At 71.4% G+C, this 15,122-nt stretch carries 15 protein-coding genes and 1 pseudogene; 9 read left to right on the top strand and 7 right to left on the bottom strand.

Features of this window, described 5'->3' with window-relative positions:
• Both KDL01_RS30505 and KDL01_RS30500 read right to left on the bottom strand, forming a co-directional pair.
• Positions 1 to 977: branched-chain amino acid ABC transporter permease (locus KDL01_RS30505; protein ID WP_212532118.1), on the bottom strand; the 977-nt coding region annotated here is incomplete at its 3' end.
• The gene (locus tag KDL01_RS30500; RefSeq protein ID WP_212532117.1) at positions 974 to 1,474 is read right to left on the bottom strand and encodes a hypothetical protein; all 501 of its coding nucleotides are present in this window, start codon (positions 1,472 to 1,474) and stop codon (positions 974 to 976) included. The genes KDL01_RS30500 and KDL01_RS30505, both read right to left, overlap by 4 nt.
• Positions 1,475 to 1,628: 154 nt before the next feature.
• On the opposite strand from KDL01_RS30500, the gene KDL01_RS30495 reads away from it, so the two are divergent.
• The 6 genes from KDL01_RS30495 to pstB all read left to right on the top strand — a co-directional run bounded on the left by KDL01_RS30495 (position 1,629) and on the right by pstB (position 8,729).
• Positions 1,629 to 2,132 (top strand): MTB12 C-terminal domain-containing protein, encoded by a 504-nt coding sequence (locus KDL01_RS30495; protein WP_212532116.1) that lies wholly within the window; start codon positions 1,629 to 1,631, stop codon positions 2,130 to 2,132.
• 316 nt (positions 2,133 to 2,448) lie between these two features.
• Positions 2,449 to 4,428 (top strand): ATP-binding SpoIIE family protein phosphatase, encoded by a 1,980-nt coding sequence (locus tag KDL01_RS30490; protein WP_212532115.1) that lies wholly within the window; start codon positions 2,449 to 2,451, stop codon positions 4,426 to 4,428.
• A gap of 454 nt (positions 4,429 to 4,882) precedes the next feature.
• Positions 4,883 to 6,007: a phosphate ABC transporter substrate-binding protein PstS gene (gene pstS / locus KDL01_RS30485; RefSeq protein ID WP_307846687.1), complete on the top strand. Its 1,125-nt coding sequence runs from the start codon at positions 4,883 to 4,885 to the stop codon at positions 6,005 to 6,007.
• Between the two features lie 31 nt (positions 6,008 to 6,038).
• On the top strand, positions 6,039 to 7,046 hold the full coding sequence (gene pstC / locus KDL01_RS30480) for a phosphate ABC transporter permease subunit PstC (protein ID WP_212532114.1): 1,008 nt from the start codon (positions 6,039 to 6,041) through the stop codon (positions 7,044 to 7,046).
• Positions 7,046 to 7,915: a phosphate ABC transporter permease PstA gene (pstA, locus tag KDL01_RS30475; protein ID WP_212532113.1), complete on the top strand. Its 870-nt coding sequence runs from the start codon at positions 7,046 to 7,048 to the stop codon at positions 7,913 to 7,915. The genes pstC and pstA overlap by 1 nt, the downstream gene beginning before the upstream one ends.
• A 37-nt stretch (positions 7,916 to 7,952) precedes the next feature.
• Positions 7,953 to 8,729 (top strand): phosphate ABC transporter ATP-binding protein PstB, encoded by a 777-nt coding sequence (gene pstB, locus KDL01_RS30470; protein ID WP_212532112.1) that lies wholly within the window; start codon positions 7,953 to 7,955, stop codon positions 8,727 to 8,729.
• A gap of 78 nt (positions 8,730 to 8,807) precedes the next feature.
• Here the strand turns inward: pstB and KDL01_RS30465 are convergent, their stop codons facing one another.
• The 4 genes from KDL01_RS30465 to KDL01_RS30450 form a co-directional block, all read right to left on the bottom strand.
• Positions 8,808 to 9,818 carry an inorganic phosphate transporter gene (locus KDL01_RS30465; RefSeq protein ID WP_212532111.1) on the bottom strand — a complete coding sequence of 337 codons (1,011 nt, stop codon included), beginning with the start codon at positions 9,816 to 9,818 and terminating at the stop codon, positions 8,808 to 8,810.
• A 6-nt stretch (positions 9,819 to 9,824) separates the two neighbouring features.
• Positions 9,825 to 10,445: a DUF47 domain-containing protein gene (locus KDL01_RS30460; protein WP_212532110.1), complete on the bottom strand. Its 621-nt coding sequence runs from the start codon at positions 10,443 to 10,445 to the stop codon at positions 9,825 to 9,827.
• 246 nt (positions 10,446 to 10,691) lie between these two features.
• On the bottom strand, positions 10,692 to 10,910 hold the full coding sequence (locus KDL01_RS30455) for a hypothetical protein (protein ID WP_212532109.1): 219 nt from the start codon (positions 10,908 to 10,910) through the stop codon (positions 10,692 to 10,694).
• Positions 10,911 to 11,068: 158 nt separating this feature from the next.
• Positions 11,069 to 11,881, bottom strand: coding sequence for a hypothetical protein (locus tag KDL01_RS30450; RefSeq protein WP_212532108.1), 813 nt, complete (start codon positions 11,879 to 11,881; stop codon positions 11,069 to 11,071).
• Positions 11,882 to 12,139: 258 nt separating this feature from the next.
• Between KDL01_RS30450 and KDL01_RS30445 the strand changes: the two genes are divergently transcribed.
• Positions 12,140 to 13,036 (top strand): NAD-dependent epimerase/dehydratase family protein, encoded by an 897-nt coding sequence (locus KDL01_RS30445; RefSeq protein ID WP_212532107.1) that lies wholly within the window; start codon positions 12,140 to 12,142, stop codon positions 13,034 to 13,036.
• Positions 13,037 to 13,081: 45 nt separating this feature from the next.
• Here the strand turns inward: KDL01_RS30445 and KDL01_RS30440 are convergent, their stop codons facing one another.
• Positions 13,082 to 14,146: a C40 family peptidase gene (locus KDL01_RS30440; RefSeq protein WP_212532106.1), complete on the bottom strand. Its 1,065-nt coding sequence runs from the start codon at positions 14,144 to 14,146 to the stop codon at positions 13,082 to 13,084.
• Positions 14,147 to 14,393: 247 nt separating this feature from the next.
• Here KDL01_RS30440 and KDL01_RS30435 point away from each other — a divergent pair, with 247 nt between their 5' ends.
• Positions 14,394 to 14,711 carry a DUF8827 family protein gene (locus KDL01_RS30435; RefSeq protein WP_212532105.1) on the top strand — a complete coding sequence of 106 codons (318 nt, stop codon included), beginning with the start codon at positions 14,394 to 14,396 and terminating at the stop codon, positions 14,709 to 14,711.
• 217 nt (positions 14,712 to 14,928) lie between these two features.
• Positions 14,929 to 15,122: pseudogene (locus KDL01_RS30430) on the top strand (hypothetical protein); the annotation flags it as partial.

Below are 15,122 nucleotides of genomic sequence, written 5' to 3'. Positions count from 1 at the left end.
AGCCCTGGCTCACCCTGATCGGCCTGCGCCTGGTCTACGAGCGCAACATCGGCGTCTCGGGCTGACCGGGCCGTTCCCCCACTCCCCGTATCCTGGCCCCATGACCTCCGAGCCCAGTGCCAGCGCGCGATCAGCAGCAGCACCACGAACAGGTTCGAGCGGACCGCGTCGAGGATGGAGCCGGCCGAACCCGACAGGTGCACGCCGGTCAGCTCGGACTGCACGATCGCGGTGCCGAACGCGACCAGGATCGCGAGCGGTGCGCTGGACAGGCGCGCGGCGATGGCGACGCCGAGGGTCTCGAAGATGACGAGCGTGAGCGTCTCGGGGGCGAAGCGCAGCTGCGGCGCGAGCAGCACGCCGGTGAGCGCGGCGAGCATGGTGCCCGCGACCCAGCCGACCTGGGCCAGCCGACGCGCGGGCAGGCCCGCGAGCTCCGCCAGCCTCCGGTCGTCGATCACCGCGCGGATCGCCGGGCCGCCGCGGGAGAACCAGGCCAGTGCCAGGCCGACCAGGACCACGAGCGCGAGTTCGACCGGGACGGCCGCGGACACGTCGACGCCCCCGATCCGCATCGCGGTGTTCGGCAGCAGGTCGGGGGCGTCGGTGCGGGCCTGCTCGGTCCAGATCGCCGAGGCCATCCCGACCAGCAGCACCGTGACGCCGAAGCCGGCGATCAACAGTCGTCCCGCGTCCGCCGCCCTGCTCTGCAGCGGGCCGAAGACGGCGGCCTCGAGCGCGAGGCCGAACAGCGGGGCGAAGCCGCACACCACGAGCAGCCCCGCGGCGAGTCCGGGCAGGTGCAGGTCCACCACGAGCGCCCGGGTCAGGTACGCGCCGAACATGCCGATCGCGCCGAAGGCGACGTTCAGCACGCCGGTGACGCGGTAGGTCGCGATGACGCCGAGGCCGGAGAGCGCGGCCACGGCGCCGGTGCCGAGCCCGGCCACCGCCAGGTCGGCGGCCCCGCCGCTCATGCAGGCAGCTCGGGCGGCGCGGGCGGCGCGGGTGGCGTGCTCGAAGCGGGGGACTCGGCCGGCGCGGGCGGCTCGGCGTGGCACAGGGGGCAGGAGCGCAGGCCGGGTTCCACGCCCGCCACGCCCCCGGCAGCCTCGGCGGCGGTGAGCGGGACGGCGTCGGCGCGGCCGTCCATCAGGGGGCAGTCCGGGGTGTGCAGGTAGCGGCCGTCGGGGACGCGCAGGAAGGCGGCCTCGGCGCCCGGCGAGCCGGACGGCTGCCGGGTGAGGGCGGGGGCCCTCACGCGGTCGGAGGCGGCGTCTGCGCGGGCGGAGGGGCGCAGCAGGGCCACGGCTCCGGCGGCCAGCAGGGCGGCTCCGGGGATCGTGGCGGAGGCGAGGTAAGGAATCTGCTGCGCGACGGTCGCTTGGCCGGAGGCCTGATACCAGCCGAGGACGCACAACACCGCGCCGAGACCGGTGAGCGCGGCGGCAAGACGCCTCGGCGGACCAACCACGGCGAAACCTCCCCAATCGCTACAGGCAGCGACATAATGATATTTCAGACACCGCGGCGCTGCGAGGCTCGGAGCGAGACGGGTTTCGGGCAGATTCCCCGGCCGTGTGGCGGCGCGGGTCTGCCCGAGACGTCTCACGCGGGAGAGGCACATCATGAACGGGACAACCACGACACGCTCGGCCCGCCTCTGCGCGGTCGTCGTCGCGACGGCGGCGCTGGGGCTCGCGGCCTGCAGCAGCAGCTCGCCGTCCGGCTCGTCCACCACCTCGAGTCCGAGTCCGCAGAACACCGCGACGTCCACGGCGGCGGTGACCACCGCGTGGACGGACTTCTTCGCCAAGACCACGCCGATCGCGCAGAAGGAGACGCTGCTGGAGAACGGCAGCGCGATGTCCGGCGCGGTGCAGGCGTTCTCCACGAATCCGATGGTCGGTCAGGTCACCGCGTCCGTCCAGAGCGTCACCTTCCCGTCCCCGGACAAGGCGGACGTCACCTATTCCATCTCGCTCAACGGGCACGTGGTGGAGAACTCGATGGCCGGCACCGCCGTGTACCAGAACGGCAAGTGGCTGGTCTCCGACACCACCCTGTGCGGGCTGCTCCAGCTGGCCCAGTCCACCAGCGGCAGCTCGGCCGCCATCCCGGGCTGCGGCTGACGCGAGCACCGGCTGACGCCGTGCCGGCTGAGGCCGCGTCAGCCCACGCCGAGCATCCGCCGCGGCGCCGTCCGACGCCGCGGCAGCCGACCCGGCATCATCCGTTCAGGTGGCCGGACGCCCGGGACCGCTCCCGTATCGGCGCGGCTCCGGGCGCCGTGGCGCGAATGTGCGTGTCTTGACTTCGAACATGCGAACGCCCGGCTCAGGGCGGCCTCCGCGGCGCTTCCGGCAGACTGGAAACTCTGGAATCCGCCGGGCCCGAGCGGCGTGCGGCGGTCCCGAGAACAGCAGTCTGGGAAGGACGCCACCACTCGTGTCTTGGAAGTCCGACACGCCCACGCCCGCCCGCGACGGGTTCGCCGAGCTCGGCTACCACGGGGATCGGGACAGGGGAGCACGGCACGCCGAGGGGCCCCGCGAGGGCGATCTCGACCTGCGCGCCTCCGAGTGGCGCCTGCCGGGGCCGCGCGGACCGCGGCCCGAACCCTCGCCGCTGCGGGCCGCGGCGGTGCTGCACGCGGTGTTCGACGCGGCCCCGAGCGCGGTGGCCGTGGTGGCCGGGCCCGACTACGTCCTCGACTACGCGAACACGGCCTTCCGCAACGGTTTCGCGAGCGCGGCGGGCGCGGGGGCCTCATCTGACGGCTCGTTCGCTCCGGGCGAGTCGGGCGCGTTCGCTCCCGCGGCCTCCTCCCGCGCGCTGGCCGGGCTGCCGCTGGCCGAGGCCGTCCCGGTGCTCGCCCGGCTCGGGCTGCTCGACGCGCTCGCGCTGGTCCAGGCGAGCGGGACCGTGTTCACCGCGCCCGAGGTGCGGGTGCCGGAGTACGGGCCGGCCGGGCGCCCTGCGGTGCTCCGAGTGACCTGCTCGCCGGTGCGCGCCTCGGCGGCGGAACCGATCGAGGGCGTGTTGCTGCACCTCGTCGACACCACCGACCAGGCGGCCGAGCTGCGTCGGCTCCAGGGGGCCGAGCGCCGCCACCGCAACGCGGCGGTGGCCTTGCAGCGTGCGCTGTTGCCGCAGCGGCTGACGCAGCCGGACGACCTGCGCATCGCCGGCTGCTACCTGCCCGCGGGCGAGGCCGACCTCGGCGAGACGCTGCGGCCGGGTGCGGTGCGGACCGCGAGCGGCGAACTGCAGGTGGGCGGCGACTGGTACGACGTGATCCCGCTCGGCGCCGGGCGTACCGCGTTCGTGATGGGCGACGTGATGGGGCGCGGCGTGCACGCGGCGGCCATCATGGGGCAGCTGCGCGCGGCGGTGCGGGCGTACGCGGCGGCCAACCTGCCGCCCGGCGAGCTGCTGCTGCACCTCGACCGGCACGCGGCGGAGCTCGAGGGCGTGGCCTACACCTCGGGCTCGGCCCGCGCGGGGCTGTGCGACCTCGGCGCGCTCGCCTCCTGCGTCTACGCGGTCTACGACCCAGACGACAATACGCTGACATACGCCGCGGCCGGGCACCCGGCTCCGCTGCTGCGCCGGCCGGACGGCGTGGTGTTCGACCTCGACGCGGCCTCGGGCCCGCCGCTGGGCACCGGCGAGTGGACCTGGCAGGAGGCCAGGGTCGCGGTGCCGGCCGACTCCTACCTCGCCTTCTACACCGACGGGCTGGTCGAGCGGCGCGCGGTCGACCTCGACGAGCAGTTCGCCCGGCTGCGCGAGGTCTTCGGCTACGCGCCGCTGGTGGAGCCGGACGAGCCGGGTCCGAGCGAGCTCGCCGAGCTCGAGGCCAGCTCGACCGGCAACGGGGTGACCGTCGGCGGGGTCTCGCCGCGCCGGAGCGGGCCGGTGGACCACGTCCGCGACGCGCTGCTGACCGGGATGCAGCTGCCGATCGACCACCAGGACGACGTGGCGCTGCTGGTGGTGCACATGCCGGAGTGGCGCGGCGAGCGGGCCGAGCTGTTCCGCTCGGCCGCGGTGGAGCTGGTCGGCGGGACCGAGATCGCCGCGCACGCCCGCGCGTTCGCTTCCGGGGTCCTGCGCAGCTGGCACCTCGACGAGGACCTGTGCGACACCGGGGTGCTCGCGGTGAGCGAGCTGGTGGCCAACGCCGCCATCCACGGCCGCCCCCCGGTCCGGCTGCGGCTGCGCCGTACCGACCGCCGGCTCATCGTGGACGTGAGCGACGGGGACGACCACCTGCCGCGGCGCCGGCTGGCCGAGGAGACGGACGAGGACGGACGCGGTATCGGCATCGTCGCCTCGCTCGCCGCGTCCTGGGGTTCGCGGCAGCTGCCGGAGGGCAAGTCGGTCTGGTGCGAGTTCGTGCTCGGGCCCGGCCACGGGCACTGAGCAGGGGCGCTGAGCGGCCGGCCGTCGAACGCGCCGGTCGCCGCGTCGGCCGAAGGCCCCCGGCCCGGCCCCCGGGCACCACGGCCGGCCCCGCCGGCGCCTGCCGACGCGCCATTAGGTAAGGCAATGGCAAAAACCTCATAAAAAGGACATCGCGTAGCGGCAAAGTTACCGTCGCGGTGTCGGCGGGTGAGCGGTGTGCGGCCGGGTGGCCGGGTCGTTCATCTTCGTGGCCTGTCCCGCGGGTGCCCGCGCACCGCCATGACGCCCCTGGCCAGGGCTTCCGTGACCGATTCTTAATCTATCTGGCGTGAATGTCCCGGGGCCGTTCACCTCCAGTTCACCTGGTGAGGTCCAGTGATTCACCCTGTCTGCCTACGTTCTGCTGGTCAGCACTTCCAGATTGACCTCCGGCGGCAGACCCCGCCGGTCCCAGGACGAAAGGGACTTCCCCGTGAAGTTTCAGCGTTATGGCTCCGTGGCCGGCATAGCGGTTGCCGCGGCTCTTGCGCTCAGCGCGTGTGGCTCGGACAACGGCGCTTCCACCGCCTCCACCACTCCGGCGTCCTCCGCCGGCGGTAGCTCGGCGAGCTCCACCGCCGCGGCCTGCCCCTCGGGCACGCTGAAGGCCGCCGGCTCGACCGCGCAGGCCAACGCGATCTCGCAGTGGACCAAGGACTACCAGGGCCAGTGCACCGGCGTCACCGTCGACTACAACGCCAACGGCTCCGGCGCGGGTGTCACCTCCTTCATCCAGAAGGCGGCCGACTTCGCCGGCTCCGACTACGCGCTCAGCACCACCCAGGCCGGCCAGGTCACCTCGGCCGGCCGCTGCGGCACCGGCAGCGCCGTGGACATCCCGGTCGTGCCGGGTGCCATCGCCGTGATCTTCAACGTTCCGGGTGTCACCAGCCTGAACCTGTCCGCCAAGGTTCTGGCCGGCATCTACAACGGCACCATCACCACCTGGAACGACGCGCAGATCAAGGCCGACAACCCGTCCGCCACCCTGCCGGCGCTCAAGATCCAGCCGTTCATGCGCTCGGACACCTCGGGCACCTCGTACAACTTCTCGGCCTACCTGAACGCGCTCGGTGGCTTCTCGGCCGCCAACAAGCAGTTCCCGTCGAAGGTCGCCCAGGGCGTCAAGGGCTCCTCGGCCGTGGCCGCCAAGGTCAAGTCGACCTCCGGCGCCATCGGTTACGCCGAGTACTCCTACGCGACCCAGGACAGCCTGAGCTACGCCGAGGTCTCCAACGCCAGCGGCGCCTTCGTGCAGCTGACCCAGGCCAACGCCGCCAACTTCATCGCCAAGGCGAAGGTGACGCAGAACGGCTCGGACACCAAGCTGGCCTTCGACTACACCTACGCCGCCTCGGACGCCTACCCGGCGACCCTGGTGACCTACGAGATCGCCTGTGGCACCGGCAACGACGCGACCCAGCTGCCGCTGATCAAGGGCTTCCTCAACTACATCACCTCGAGCGCCGCGCAGGGTGAGCTGACCAGCCTCGGCTACGTGCCGCTGCCCTCGAGCATCGCTGCGGCCGACGCGACCGCGATCGCCAGCCTGTCGTAGTCGCCGTCCCAGGTAGGAGGTGGATAAGCCCATGAGCAACGAACGGCTCAGCCCCGTGGCCGACGCCGACGAGGTCGAGGTCCGCGACCCCAGGTCCGGACTGACCGCCAAGGCGGGTCTCGGCGACCGGCTGTTCGGTGGCAGCGCACGTGGCGCCGCCGTGTTCATCCTGATCCTGATGGCCGCCATCGCCGCGTTCCTGATCTATCAGGCGGCGGAGGCCATCGGCAAAGACCAGGTCAACTTCGTCACCTCCTTCACCTGGGACCCCGACGGCAACAGCACGCCGAACGGGCAGCCCGAGTTCGGTATCGCCGCCATCGCGTGGGGCACGCTGGTCACCTCGGTGATCGGCGTGCTCCTCGGGGCGCCGGTGGCGATCGGGGTGGCCCTGTTCATCACCCAGTACCTCCCCCGGAAGATCGGCTCGGTCTTCGGCTACATCGTCGACCTGCTCGCCGCGGTGCCCAGCGTGGTCTACGGCCTGTGGGGCCTGCTGGTGCTCGACCAGCACATGTCCGGGGTCTCGAAAATCATCGAGGACGTGCTCGGCTGGATCCCGCTGTTCAAGACGGACGGGACCTACGGCAGCTCGATGTTCACCGCCGGCGTCGTGCTGGCGATCATGATCCTGCCGATCATCGCGGCCATCGCCCGCGAGATCTACAAGCAGACCCCGCGCGAGCAGATCGAGGCGGCCTACGCCCTCGGCGCGACGCGCTGGGAGATGATCCGGCTGGCCGTGCTGCCCTACGGCCGCTCCGGCGTGACCAGCGCGATCATCCTCGGCTTCGGCCGCGCCCTCGGTGAGACCATCGCGGTGGCGATGGTGCTGACCCAGGTGCCCGGCCTGGTCACCCGGATCCTGCAGCCCGGTGGCAACACGATCGCGGCGAACATCGCGGTCCAGTTCGGCGATGCCTTCACCACCGGCCGCCAGGCGCTGATCGCCTCCGGTCTGGTGCTGTTCCTGATGACGCTGATCGTGAACTACGCCGCCCGCGTGGTGGTCCGACGCGCCGGAAAGGCCGGTTCCTGATGTCCCTGACGCACACCAGCCCCACCCGCAAGCTCAAGGACAAGTCGGCCTACATCATCGCCGGCGCGGCCTTCGTGATCGCGATCATCCCGCTGATCTCCATCCTGTGGACCGTGATCGTCAAGGGTGCGAAGGACTTCGACACCTACTTCCTGTTCCACTCGATGCGCAACGTCGCCGAGTCGGACAGCTTCGGCGGCGCCTACCACGCGATCCTCGGCACGCTCGAGCAGGTCGGCATCGCGGCACTGATCACGATCCCGCTGTCGCTGATGGTCGGCATCTACCTGGTCGAGTACGGCCGGGGCCGGCTCTCGCAGGCCGTGACCTTCTTCGTGGACGTCATGATGGGCCTGCCCTCGATCGTGGCCGGCCTGTTCATCCTGTCGGTGTGGATCCTCGGCGCGGGCTTCCAGGCCTCCGGCTTCGCCGCCTCGCTCGCCCTGACCATCCTGATGCTGCCGGTGGCCGTCCGCTCCACCGAGGAGATGCTCAAGCTGGTCTCCCCGGCGCTGCGCGAGGCCTCGTACGCGCTCGGCGTGCCGAAGTGGCGCACCATCACCAAGGTGGTACTGCCCACGGCGTTGCCCGGAATCGTGACCGGCATGATGCTGGGTATCGCCCGCATCATGGGTGAGACCGCGCCGGTGCTGCTGCTGGTCGGTGTCACGCAGTCGATCAACGGCAACCCGTTCTCCGAGCCGCAGGGCTCGCTGCCGCTGTTCGTCTTCAACGAGTCCCAGAACAGCCTGCAGACCGCGGTCGACCGGGGCTGGGCCGCGGCCCTGACCCTGATCATCCTGATCATGCTGCTGAACCTGATCGCGCGCCTGATCGCCTGGTGGAAGGCCCCCGCGGCCTCCCGCTGACGTCCGGAAGATTCACCGAGAAAGAAGATTGAGAACCATGGCCAAGCGAATCGACGTCTCCGGACTGTCGGCGTACTACGGCTCGGTGCGGGCGATCGAGGACATCAGCCTGACCGTGGAGCCGCGTACGGTGACCGCCTTCATCGGCCCGTCCGGCTGCGGCAAGTCCACTGTGCTTCGCACTCTGAACCGGATGCACGAGGTCATACCCGGCACCCGGGTCGAGGGCAAGGTCCTGCTCGACGACGTGGACCTGTACGGCCCGGGCATCGACCCGGTGGCGGTGCGGCGCACCGTCGGCATGGTCTTCCAGCGGCCCAACCCGTTCCCGACCATGTCCATCTACGAGAACGTGGCGGCCGGCCTGCGCCTGAACGGCGTGCGCGGCAAGTCGGACCTGGACGGCGTGGTGGAGCACTCGCTGCGCGGCGCGAACCTGTGGAACGAGGTCAAGGACCGGCTGAACAAGCCGGGTATGGGCCTGTCCGGCGGCCAGCAGCAGCGGCTGTGCATCGCCCGCGCCATCGCCGTCTCCCCGGAGGTGCTGCTGATGGACGAGCCCTGCTCGGCGCTCGACCCGATCTCCACCCTCGCCATCGAGGACCTGATCGCGCAGCTCAAGAGCGAGTACACGATCGTCATCGTGACGCACAACATGCAGCAGGCCGCGCGTGTGTCGGACCGCACCGCGTTCTTCAACATCGCGGGCACCGGTGAGCCGGGCAAGCTGATCGAGATCGACGAGACGCCGCGCATCTTCGCGAACCCGTCGCAGCGCGCCACCGAGGACTACATCACCGGCCGCTTCGGCTGAGCCCTTACGCCACAAGCACTTCGGCCTCCGACAGTCGTGACTGTCGGAGGCCGAAGTGCTTCTCGCCGTACGCCGCTGCTAGAAGATCGCGTTCACCGGCCAGTAGAACAGCGCGGCGCACACGGCCGCGGCCGGCAGCGTGATGACCCAGGCGGCGATGATGGTGCGCGCCACGCCCCAGCGCACCGCGGTCTTCCGCTTGGTCGCGCCCACACCCATGATCGAGCCGGTGATGATGTGGGTGGTGGAGACCGGGGCCGGGTAGACGAACGCGGTGAAGTAGAGCACCAGCGAGGCGACCGTCTCGGCCGCGAAGCCGCGTGGCGGGTCGAGCTCGATGATCTTGCGGCCGAGGGTGCGCATGACCCGCCAGCCGCCGGCCGCGGTTCCCGCCGAGATGGAAAGGCCCGCGGACCACAGCACCCAGGCCGGCACTCCCGAGTTGCTGGTGGCGTGGCCGCCGGCGATCAGGGCCAGCATGACCACACCCATGGACTTCTGCGCGTCCTGGATGCCGTGGCCGAGGGCCATGCCCGCGGCCGAGACCGTCTGCGCCATCCGGAAGCCGCGGGTGACCTTGCCCGGATGCGCGTTGCGGAAGGCCCACAGGATCCCGACCATCAGGGCGAAGGCCAGGATGAAGCCGACCACCGGGGACAGCAGCATCGGCAGCACGACCTTCTGCCACACCCCGGTCCAGTTCACGGTCAGGCCGGAGGCAAGGCCGGCCCCGACCATGCCGCCGATCAGGGCGTGCGTGCTGGAGGAGGGCAGGCCGAAGTACCAGGTGACCAGGTTCCAGGTGATGGCGCCGGCCAGCAGGGAGAAGACGATCACCAGGCCGTGCTCGCCGTGCGGCGGGGCGCTGATGATGCCGCTGGTGACGGCCTTGGCGACGCCGCCGCCGAGCTGCAGGCCGAGCCAGGCGCCGAACAGGTTCATCACCGCGGCCATGAGCAGGGCCACCCGGGGGGTGAGCGCCCGGGTGGAGACCGAGGTGGCGATCGCGTTGGCCGAGTCGTGGAAGCCGTTGGTGTAGGCGAAGCCCAGGGCGACCAGCACGACCAGGATGAGGCCGAAAGTCTGCACGGGAGCTCAGGACTCCTTGACCGCGATGGTCTCGATCGTGTTGGCCACGTGCTCGAAGCCGTCGGCGGCCTGCTCGAGGGTCTCCACCACCTCCTTGAGCTTGAGCACGGTGATCGCGTCGTACTCGCCGGAGAAAAGGTGGGCCAACAGCTTCCGGTAGACCTGGTCGGCCTGGTTCTCCAGGCGGTTGATCTCGATCCAGTAGTCCTGCAGGTCCTTCATGGTGCGCAGCCGCGGCATCGACTCCGAGGTCAGGTCCGCCGCCCGCACCAGCACGTCCACCTGGTCCGACACGCCCGCGGGCAACGTGTCGATCTGGTAGAGCGAGACCAGGTCGGCGGCCGCGTCCATGGCGTCCATCACGTCGTCGAGCAGACTCGCGAGCATGTAGATGTCCTCGCGGTCGAACGGGGTGATGAAGCTGGTGTTGAGCTGCCGGTAGATGGTGTGGGTGATCTCGTCGGAGGCGTGTTCGGCGTCGCGCATCCGCTCGGCGATCGCGACCCGGGACGCCTTGTCGGCGCCGAGCAGTTCGGTCAGCAGGCCGGCCCCCACCACCAGGTTGTCCGCCGCTTTGGCGAACAGGTCGTAGAAGCTCGTCTCCTTCGGAGTCAGACGCAGGCGCACAGGGCTCTCCGGGCTGTGGTGTGGTGCGGACGACGGCCGGGCACGCTCGAGTAGCCACTCGAGTTGATCACGGCCGCGGAAGTCCAGTGTTCCATGACCACAAGGATGGTAGTTGCCCCGGGGCACGCGCGCGTTCAGAGACCCGTTAGGGCCCCGGCCCTGATCAGCGCAGATGCGCTCGGGCCACGCGGGCCGGGCAGGTCTCGCCGGGCCGCTCCGGCGGCAGTGCTCGCCGGGGGGTTTGCGTCAAGCTTGGACCGTCAAGCCGAGAATGCGATCGATGTCCTCGCGGGAGAGCGGCTCGTCGCTGCGTTCGGCGGCGATGATCAGTTCGGCGAACAGGCCGATCTCGTCCAGCGCCACCCGGTCGTGGACCGCGCGATAGCGCGGCCCGGAGGGTGTGGGTACCTGGCGCGCGCCACGGGGTGCGCGATCCGCGCCCGTCGCCGCCGTGTCGGAACGCACCCGGACCACCTCCTCGCGCCTCGAACCCCTCGGCCGAACACCCGCCTGCCCACTGCTCCAGGTTAGGCGCACCTTATGCGAGCCGCTATGGCCCGGTTGGGCCATCCGAAGGCCCGCGCCCTGACCCGTCGGTCCGTCAGGGGATGACCGACCCCGTGTCAGTTGCCCGCCAGCACGTCCGGCGTGGCCGGGGCGGTGACCGCCACCGGCTTGCCGATGTCGTAGAGGTCCGTGCTCGAGACGATGGTGACCTCGCCCTTCTGCGGCGAGGGCGCGGGGAACTCGAAGTGGGCGACGAAGCGCAGCACCCGGCCCTGGCCGTCGAGGTAGACGTCGAAGGGCACCGCCTGCTTGGTGAACGAGCGGCTCGCGGCGGCCAGGGCGGTGTTGAGCGGAGCGGAGGCCGCCGCCGCGGCCGCGGCCAGGTTGAGCGTGCCGGTGTAGTGCGCGACCGGGACGTTGTAGACCTTGTCCTGGCCGACGTAGCTGACGCTGCCCCCGGCCGCGCCCGCGCCCTCGAGCATCGCGAAGGCCAGCGCCGGGCTGGTGTAGCCGGCGCTGATCAGGTCGCCGTCGGCGAGCTTGGCCGAGTCCACCGCCACCCACTTGCCGGTGCTCCCGTCCGGGCGCATGTAGAGCGTGGTGGGGGTGACGATCTCGTCCAGCGTGCCGTGCGAGCTGACCTCGGGCGGCACGGTCAGGGTGATCGAGCCGACCTGCTTGGTGAAGTCGTAGCCGCCGGTGCCGGAGAACTGCTCGCTCTTGCCGTCGGCGGTCATGGTCACGTCGGTGGCGATGGCGGCCGTGCCGAGGTGCGCGGAGGCGGAGCCCGCCTGCCGGACCGCGGCCACCGGATCGGCCGCGACGGTCACCGCGTTGCCGGGGCTCGCGCAGCCGCCGGCGGCCAGCGCGAGCCCGGCGGCAAGGGTGGCGCACCCGGCGCGTGCGATCGTTCGCGAGCGCGTCCGCATGCCCAGCACTCCCCGCTTCACCCTGACACCTCCATTGGCACCCATACGGTGCCGTACCTCACGAGTTCGGCCATGATCCGCGCCCGGCCGGCCGAAGGATTCCACCGAAACCGGGAGCAACGGGGCCGCGAACCCGGCACAATGGCCTTCGCCGGTCGCGCCCTGTGACCCCAACGAGCCGAATGGGTGAGGGTTACGCGGGTACGGTTCCCGGCGGGGCGCTCGGCGCGGGCGTTCGCTGGAAGGAGTGAGGACAGGATGCGGGTCTTCGTCGCCGGAGCCACCGGTGTGCTCGGTACCTCGGCTGTGGGAGCGCTGATCGCGGGCGGCCACAAGGTCACCGGGATCGCCCGGAGCGGGGCGAAGCGTGACGCCCTCGCGGCGGCCGGGGCGAGTGCGGTGGAGGCCGACCTGTTCGACCCGGCCTCGCTGCGCCACGCCGTGGCCGGGCACGACGTCGTGGTCAACCTGGCCACCCGGATCCCGCCGCCGGCCAAGGGGCTGCGGGCCGGCGCGTGGCGGGAGAACGACCGGCTGCGCGAGGTGGCCAGCCGCAACCTGGCGGAGGCCGCGGCCGCCGAGGGGGTGCTGCGGCTGATCCAGGAGGCGATCTCCTTCGTCTACGAGGACAACGGGCCGGAGTGGATCACCGAGGCCCAGCCGGTGCGGGCCACCGCGCTCACCGCCTCCTCGCTCACCGCCACCGACAACGCCATGGGCTTCGCCGACGCCTACCGCTTCGCCGTGGCGCTGCGCTTCGGCCTGCTCTACGGGGACGACCCGGTCACCCGGGAGGGGCTCGAGCGGGTGCGCCGGGGCAAGCCGGTGCTGATCGGGCCGCCGGAGGGCTACCTCTCGCCGATCGCGGTGCCGGACGCGGGCGCCGCCGTGGTGGCCGCGCTGGCCGCGCCGTCCGGGGTCTACAACGTCTCCGGGCCGCCGCTCACCCGCGCCGAGTGGGCCGTCGAGATGGCCGCCGCGGCCGGCGTCCCGGGCAGCGCCCGGTTCTTCTCGCCGCTCGCCACGAAGCTGCTCGGGCGCAGGGTCGAGCCGTTCACCCGGTCCCAGCGGATCTCCTCGGACGCCTTCCACAACGCCACCGGCTGGCGCGCCAAGACCCCGGTGTCGCAGGGTCTGGCCGCGGCCGAGCACTGAGACGCCGCGCCGATCGGCCCGCCCCGCAGGCCGCCTGACGGAAGATCAGGTGCCGCTCAAGGGCGAGGCCGAGGCCACGGCGGTGGCGACCGGCCACTGCGGCACGGTCGAGTAGGGCCGGACCGCGCCGATGTACGTGGGGTTGAACCCGTCGATCGCGTCGAACCTGATCACCGAGCCGGTGTGCGGCGAGTCGATCATCGCGCCGCCGCCGACGTAGATGCCGACGTGCTCGATGGTGCTCGGATCGTTGACGTTGGTGGCGAAGAAGACCAGGTCGCCCGGCTGGAGCTGGTCCCTGGGCACGTGCACGCCGGCGTACCACTGCTCGGCCGCCACCCGCGGCAGGGTCACCCCGGCGCTGGCGTACGCGGCCTGGGTCAGCCCCGAGCAGTCGAACTCGCCGTTCTCGGCCGCGGTGCCGGTGCCGCCGTAGAGGTACGGGGTGCCGAGACGGTCGTAGGCGAACTTGATGGCCTGCACCGCCACCGCGCTCACCGCGACGGTGCCGGTCGGCGCGGCGAAGGCCTGCTCGAGCGCCTTGATGTTCTTGACGTAGTTCTCGGTCTGCTCGATGTGCGGGATCCCGTCCGCCGAGATCACCGCGCCGGGACCGGCGTTGTAGCCCGCGAGCATGTTCGAGACCGGATCGCCCGGCACCTTCGCCAGCTGCCTGGCCAGGGCGCAGTCGTAGCGGGCGGCGGCCGGGATCTCGTCGGCCGGGTTGTACGGGTTCTCCTTGCCGTCCCCGTCGCTCGGCGAGGCCCAGGTGGACCAGGTGCCCGGCTCGAACTGGGCGATCCCCATCGCGCCGGTGTCCGAGACCGCGTTCGGGTTGAAGCCGGACTCCTGGTAGAACTGCGCGGCCAGCAGCGGGGCGCTGAGCACCGAGCAGGTGGTGGCCGCCTGCTCGATCAGCGAGGCGTCCGCGGCCGGGACCGTGCCGGGCTGGAGTGAGGCCTGGACCTGCGCGGTGACCGAGCTGTTCATGCCCAGGGCCACGGCCGTGACCGCGGCGACGATCAGGAACGGGGTCAGCAGCGCTCCGACCGCCAGCCAGATCCACTTGTTCGACAGCCGCAGGGCTCGCGGCGGCGCCGGGCGCAGCATCCGCTCCCCTCCTGCCTGCCTCGTGGTTGGGCGGGGCTCCGGCCGGGAAAACAAGTCGGCGCGGGCACAGCGCCCGAGTGGCTGTGCGCCCTATGATAAGGGCAGGATGACGTGGCGTCAGCTGCCGTCTGCACTGCGAAAATCACGCCACGGAGCGGCCGGGCGGCGCAGCTGTGGCTGTGGGGCCTTCGGCCGAGGGGCCGAGGGAGGACGTCAAGGTTCGGCGAAGCAGATTGGGGGCCAGTTGATGGTCACGACGGTCCTGGCCGCGGGCAGCGGCGACATCAGCAACATCATCAACGGCATCGCGCCCAACTGGGGGCCGTTCGGTTCGGTCGGTCAGCAGGCCAAGGTCCTGATCGAGGTGATCATGGCCGCCGCGATCCTGATCTGTCTGGGCATCGCCATCTGGGGGGCGGCCAAACAGCGCATCGGCGCCACCGCGCTGCGCGACTCCTTCAGCGCCGAGCAGGGAAAGGGCCTGATCATTGCCGGTCTCACCGGCGTGTTCATCATCGGCAGCCTCAGTACGCTTTTCACCATCGTCTACGGTATGGCGATCTGATCATTGTGGGGCCTGATTCGCTGGCGTGTACGACGGGTAGACCGCCGTCTGCCGGAGTGACACTGGTCTCTCCACCCACGCGGCACATATTCCTTCCGCGCGGCGGCCCCCGGTGAGCCGACCGCGCCGCATCGATCGGGGTTCACAGGTGCAAGGCGAGCCGAGGACACCGGGACGGCGGTCCGAGACGGACTCGCCCGGCCCCGGCGGCCCCGCCGTGCGCACCCGCATCAAGCTGCCCTCGGACCCGTACGCCGAGGCCACCCCGCGCCGCCCGCGCCGGCGCGTGCCCTTCATCGCCGTCGGCTTCGTGCTCGCCCTGCTCGCCGTGATCGCGATCGTCAACCAGGGCCACGGCTCCGGGGACAAGCCCGCCGCGGCCACCAGCCCCACCCCCGGGGCCCCCGCGGC

The organism is Actinospica durhamensis, assembly GCF_018139695.1.
Classification (GTDB): Bacteria; Actinomycetota; Actinomycetes; order Streptomycetales; family Catenulisporaceae; genus Actinospica; species Actinospica durhamensis.
Note: the sequence above shows the minus strand (reverse complement) of the source record. Positions and strands in the feature narration are given on the sequence as shown.

Bases quoted from the DNA above. Each gene is read 5' to 3' on its own strand.
- pstC (WP_212532114.1), top strand. From the start codon at position 6,039: ATGAGCAACGAACGGCTCAGCCCCGTGGCCGACGCCGACGAGGTCGAG.
- KDL01_RS30445 (WP_212532107.1), top strand. From the start codon at position 12,140: ATGCGGGTCTTCGTCGCCGGAGCCACCGGTGTGCTCGGTACCTCGGCT.
- KDL01_RS30440 (WP_212532106.1), bottom strand. From the start codon at position 14,146: ATGCTGCGCCCGGCGCCGCCGCGAGCCCTGCGGCTGTCGAACAAGTGG.
- pstA (WP_212532113.1), top strand. From the start codon at position 7,046: ATGTCCCTGACGCACACCAGCCCCACCCGCAAGCTCAAGGACAAGTCG.
- pstB (WP_212532112.1), top strand. From the start codon at position 7,953: ATGGCCAAGCGAATCGACGTCTCCGGACTGTCGGCGTACTACGGCTCG.
- KDL01_RS30435 (WP_212532105.1), top strand. From the start codon at position 14,394: ATGGTCACGACGGTCCTGGCCGCGGGCAGCGGCGACATCAGCAACATC.
- KDL01_RS30450 (WP_212532108.1), bottom strand. From the start codon at position 11,881: ATGCGGACGCGCTCGCGAACGATCGCACGCGCCGGGTGCGCCACCCTT.
- KDL01_RS30495 (WP_212532116.1), top strand. From the start codon at position 1,629: ATGAACGGGACAACCACGACACGCTCGGCCCGCCTCTGCGCGGTCGTC.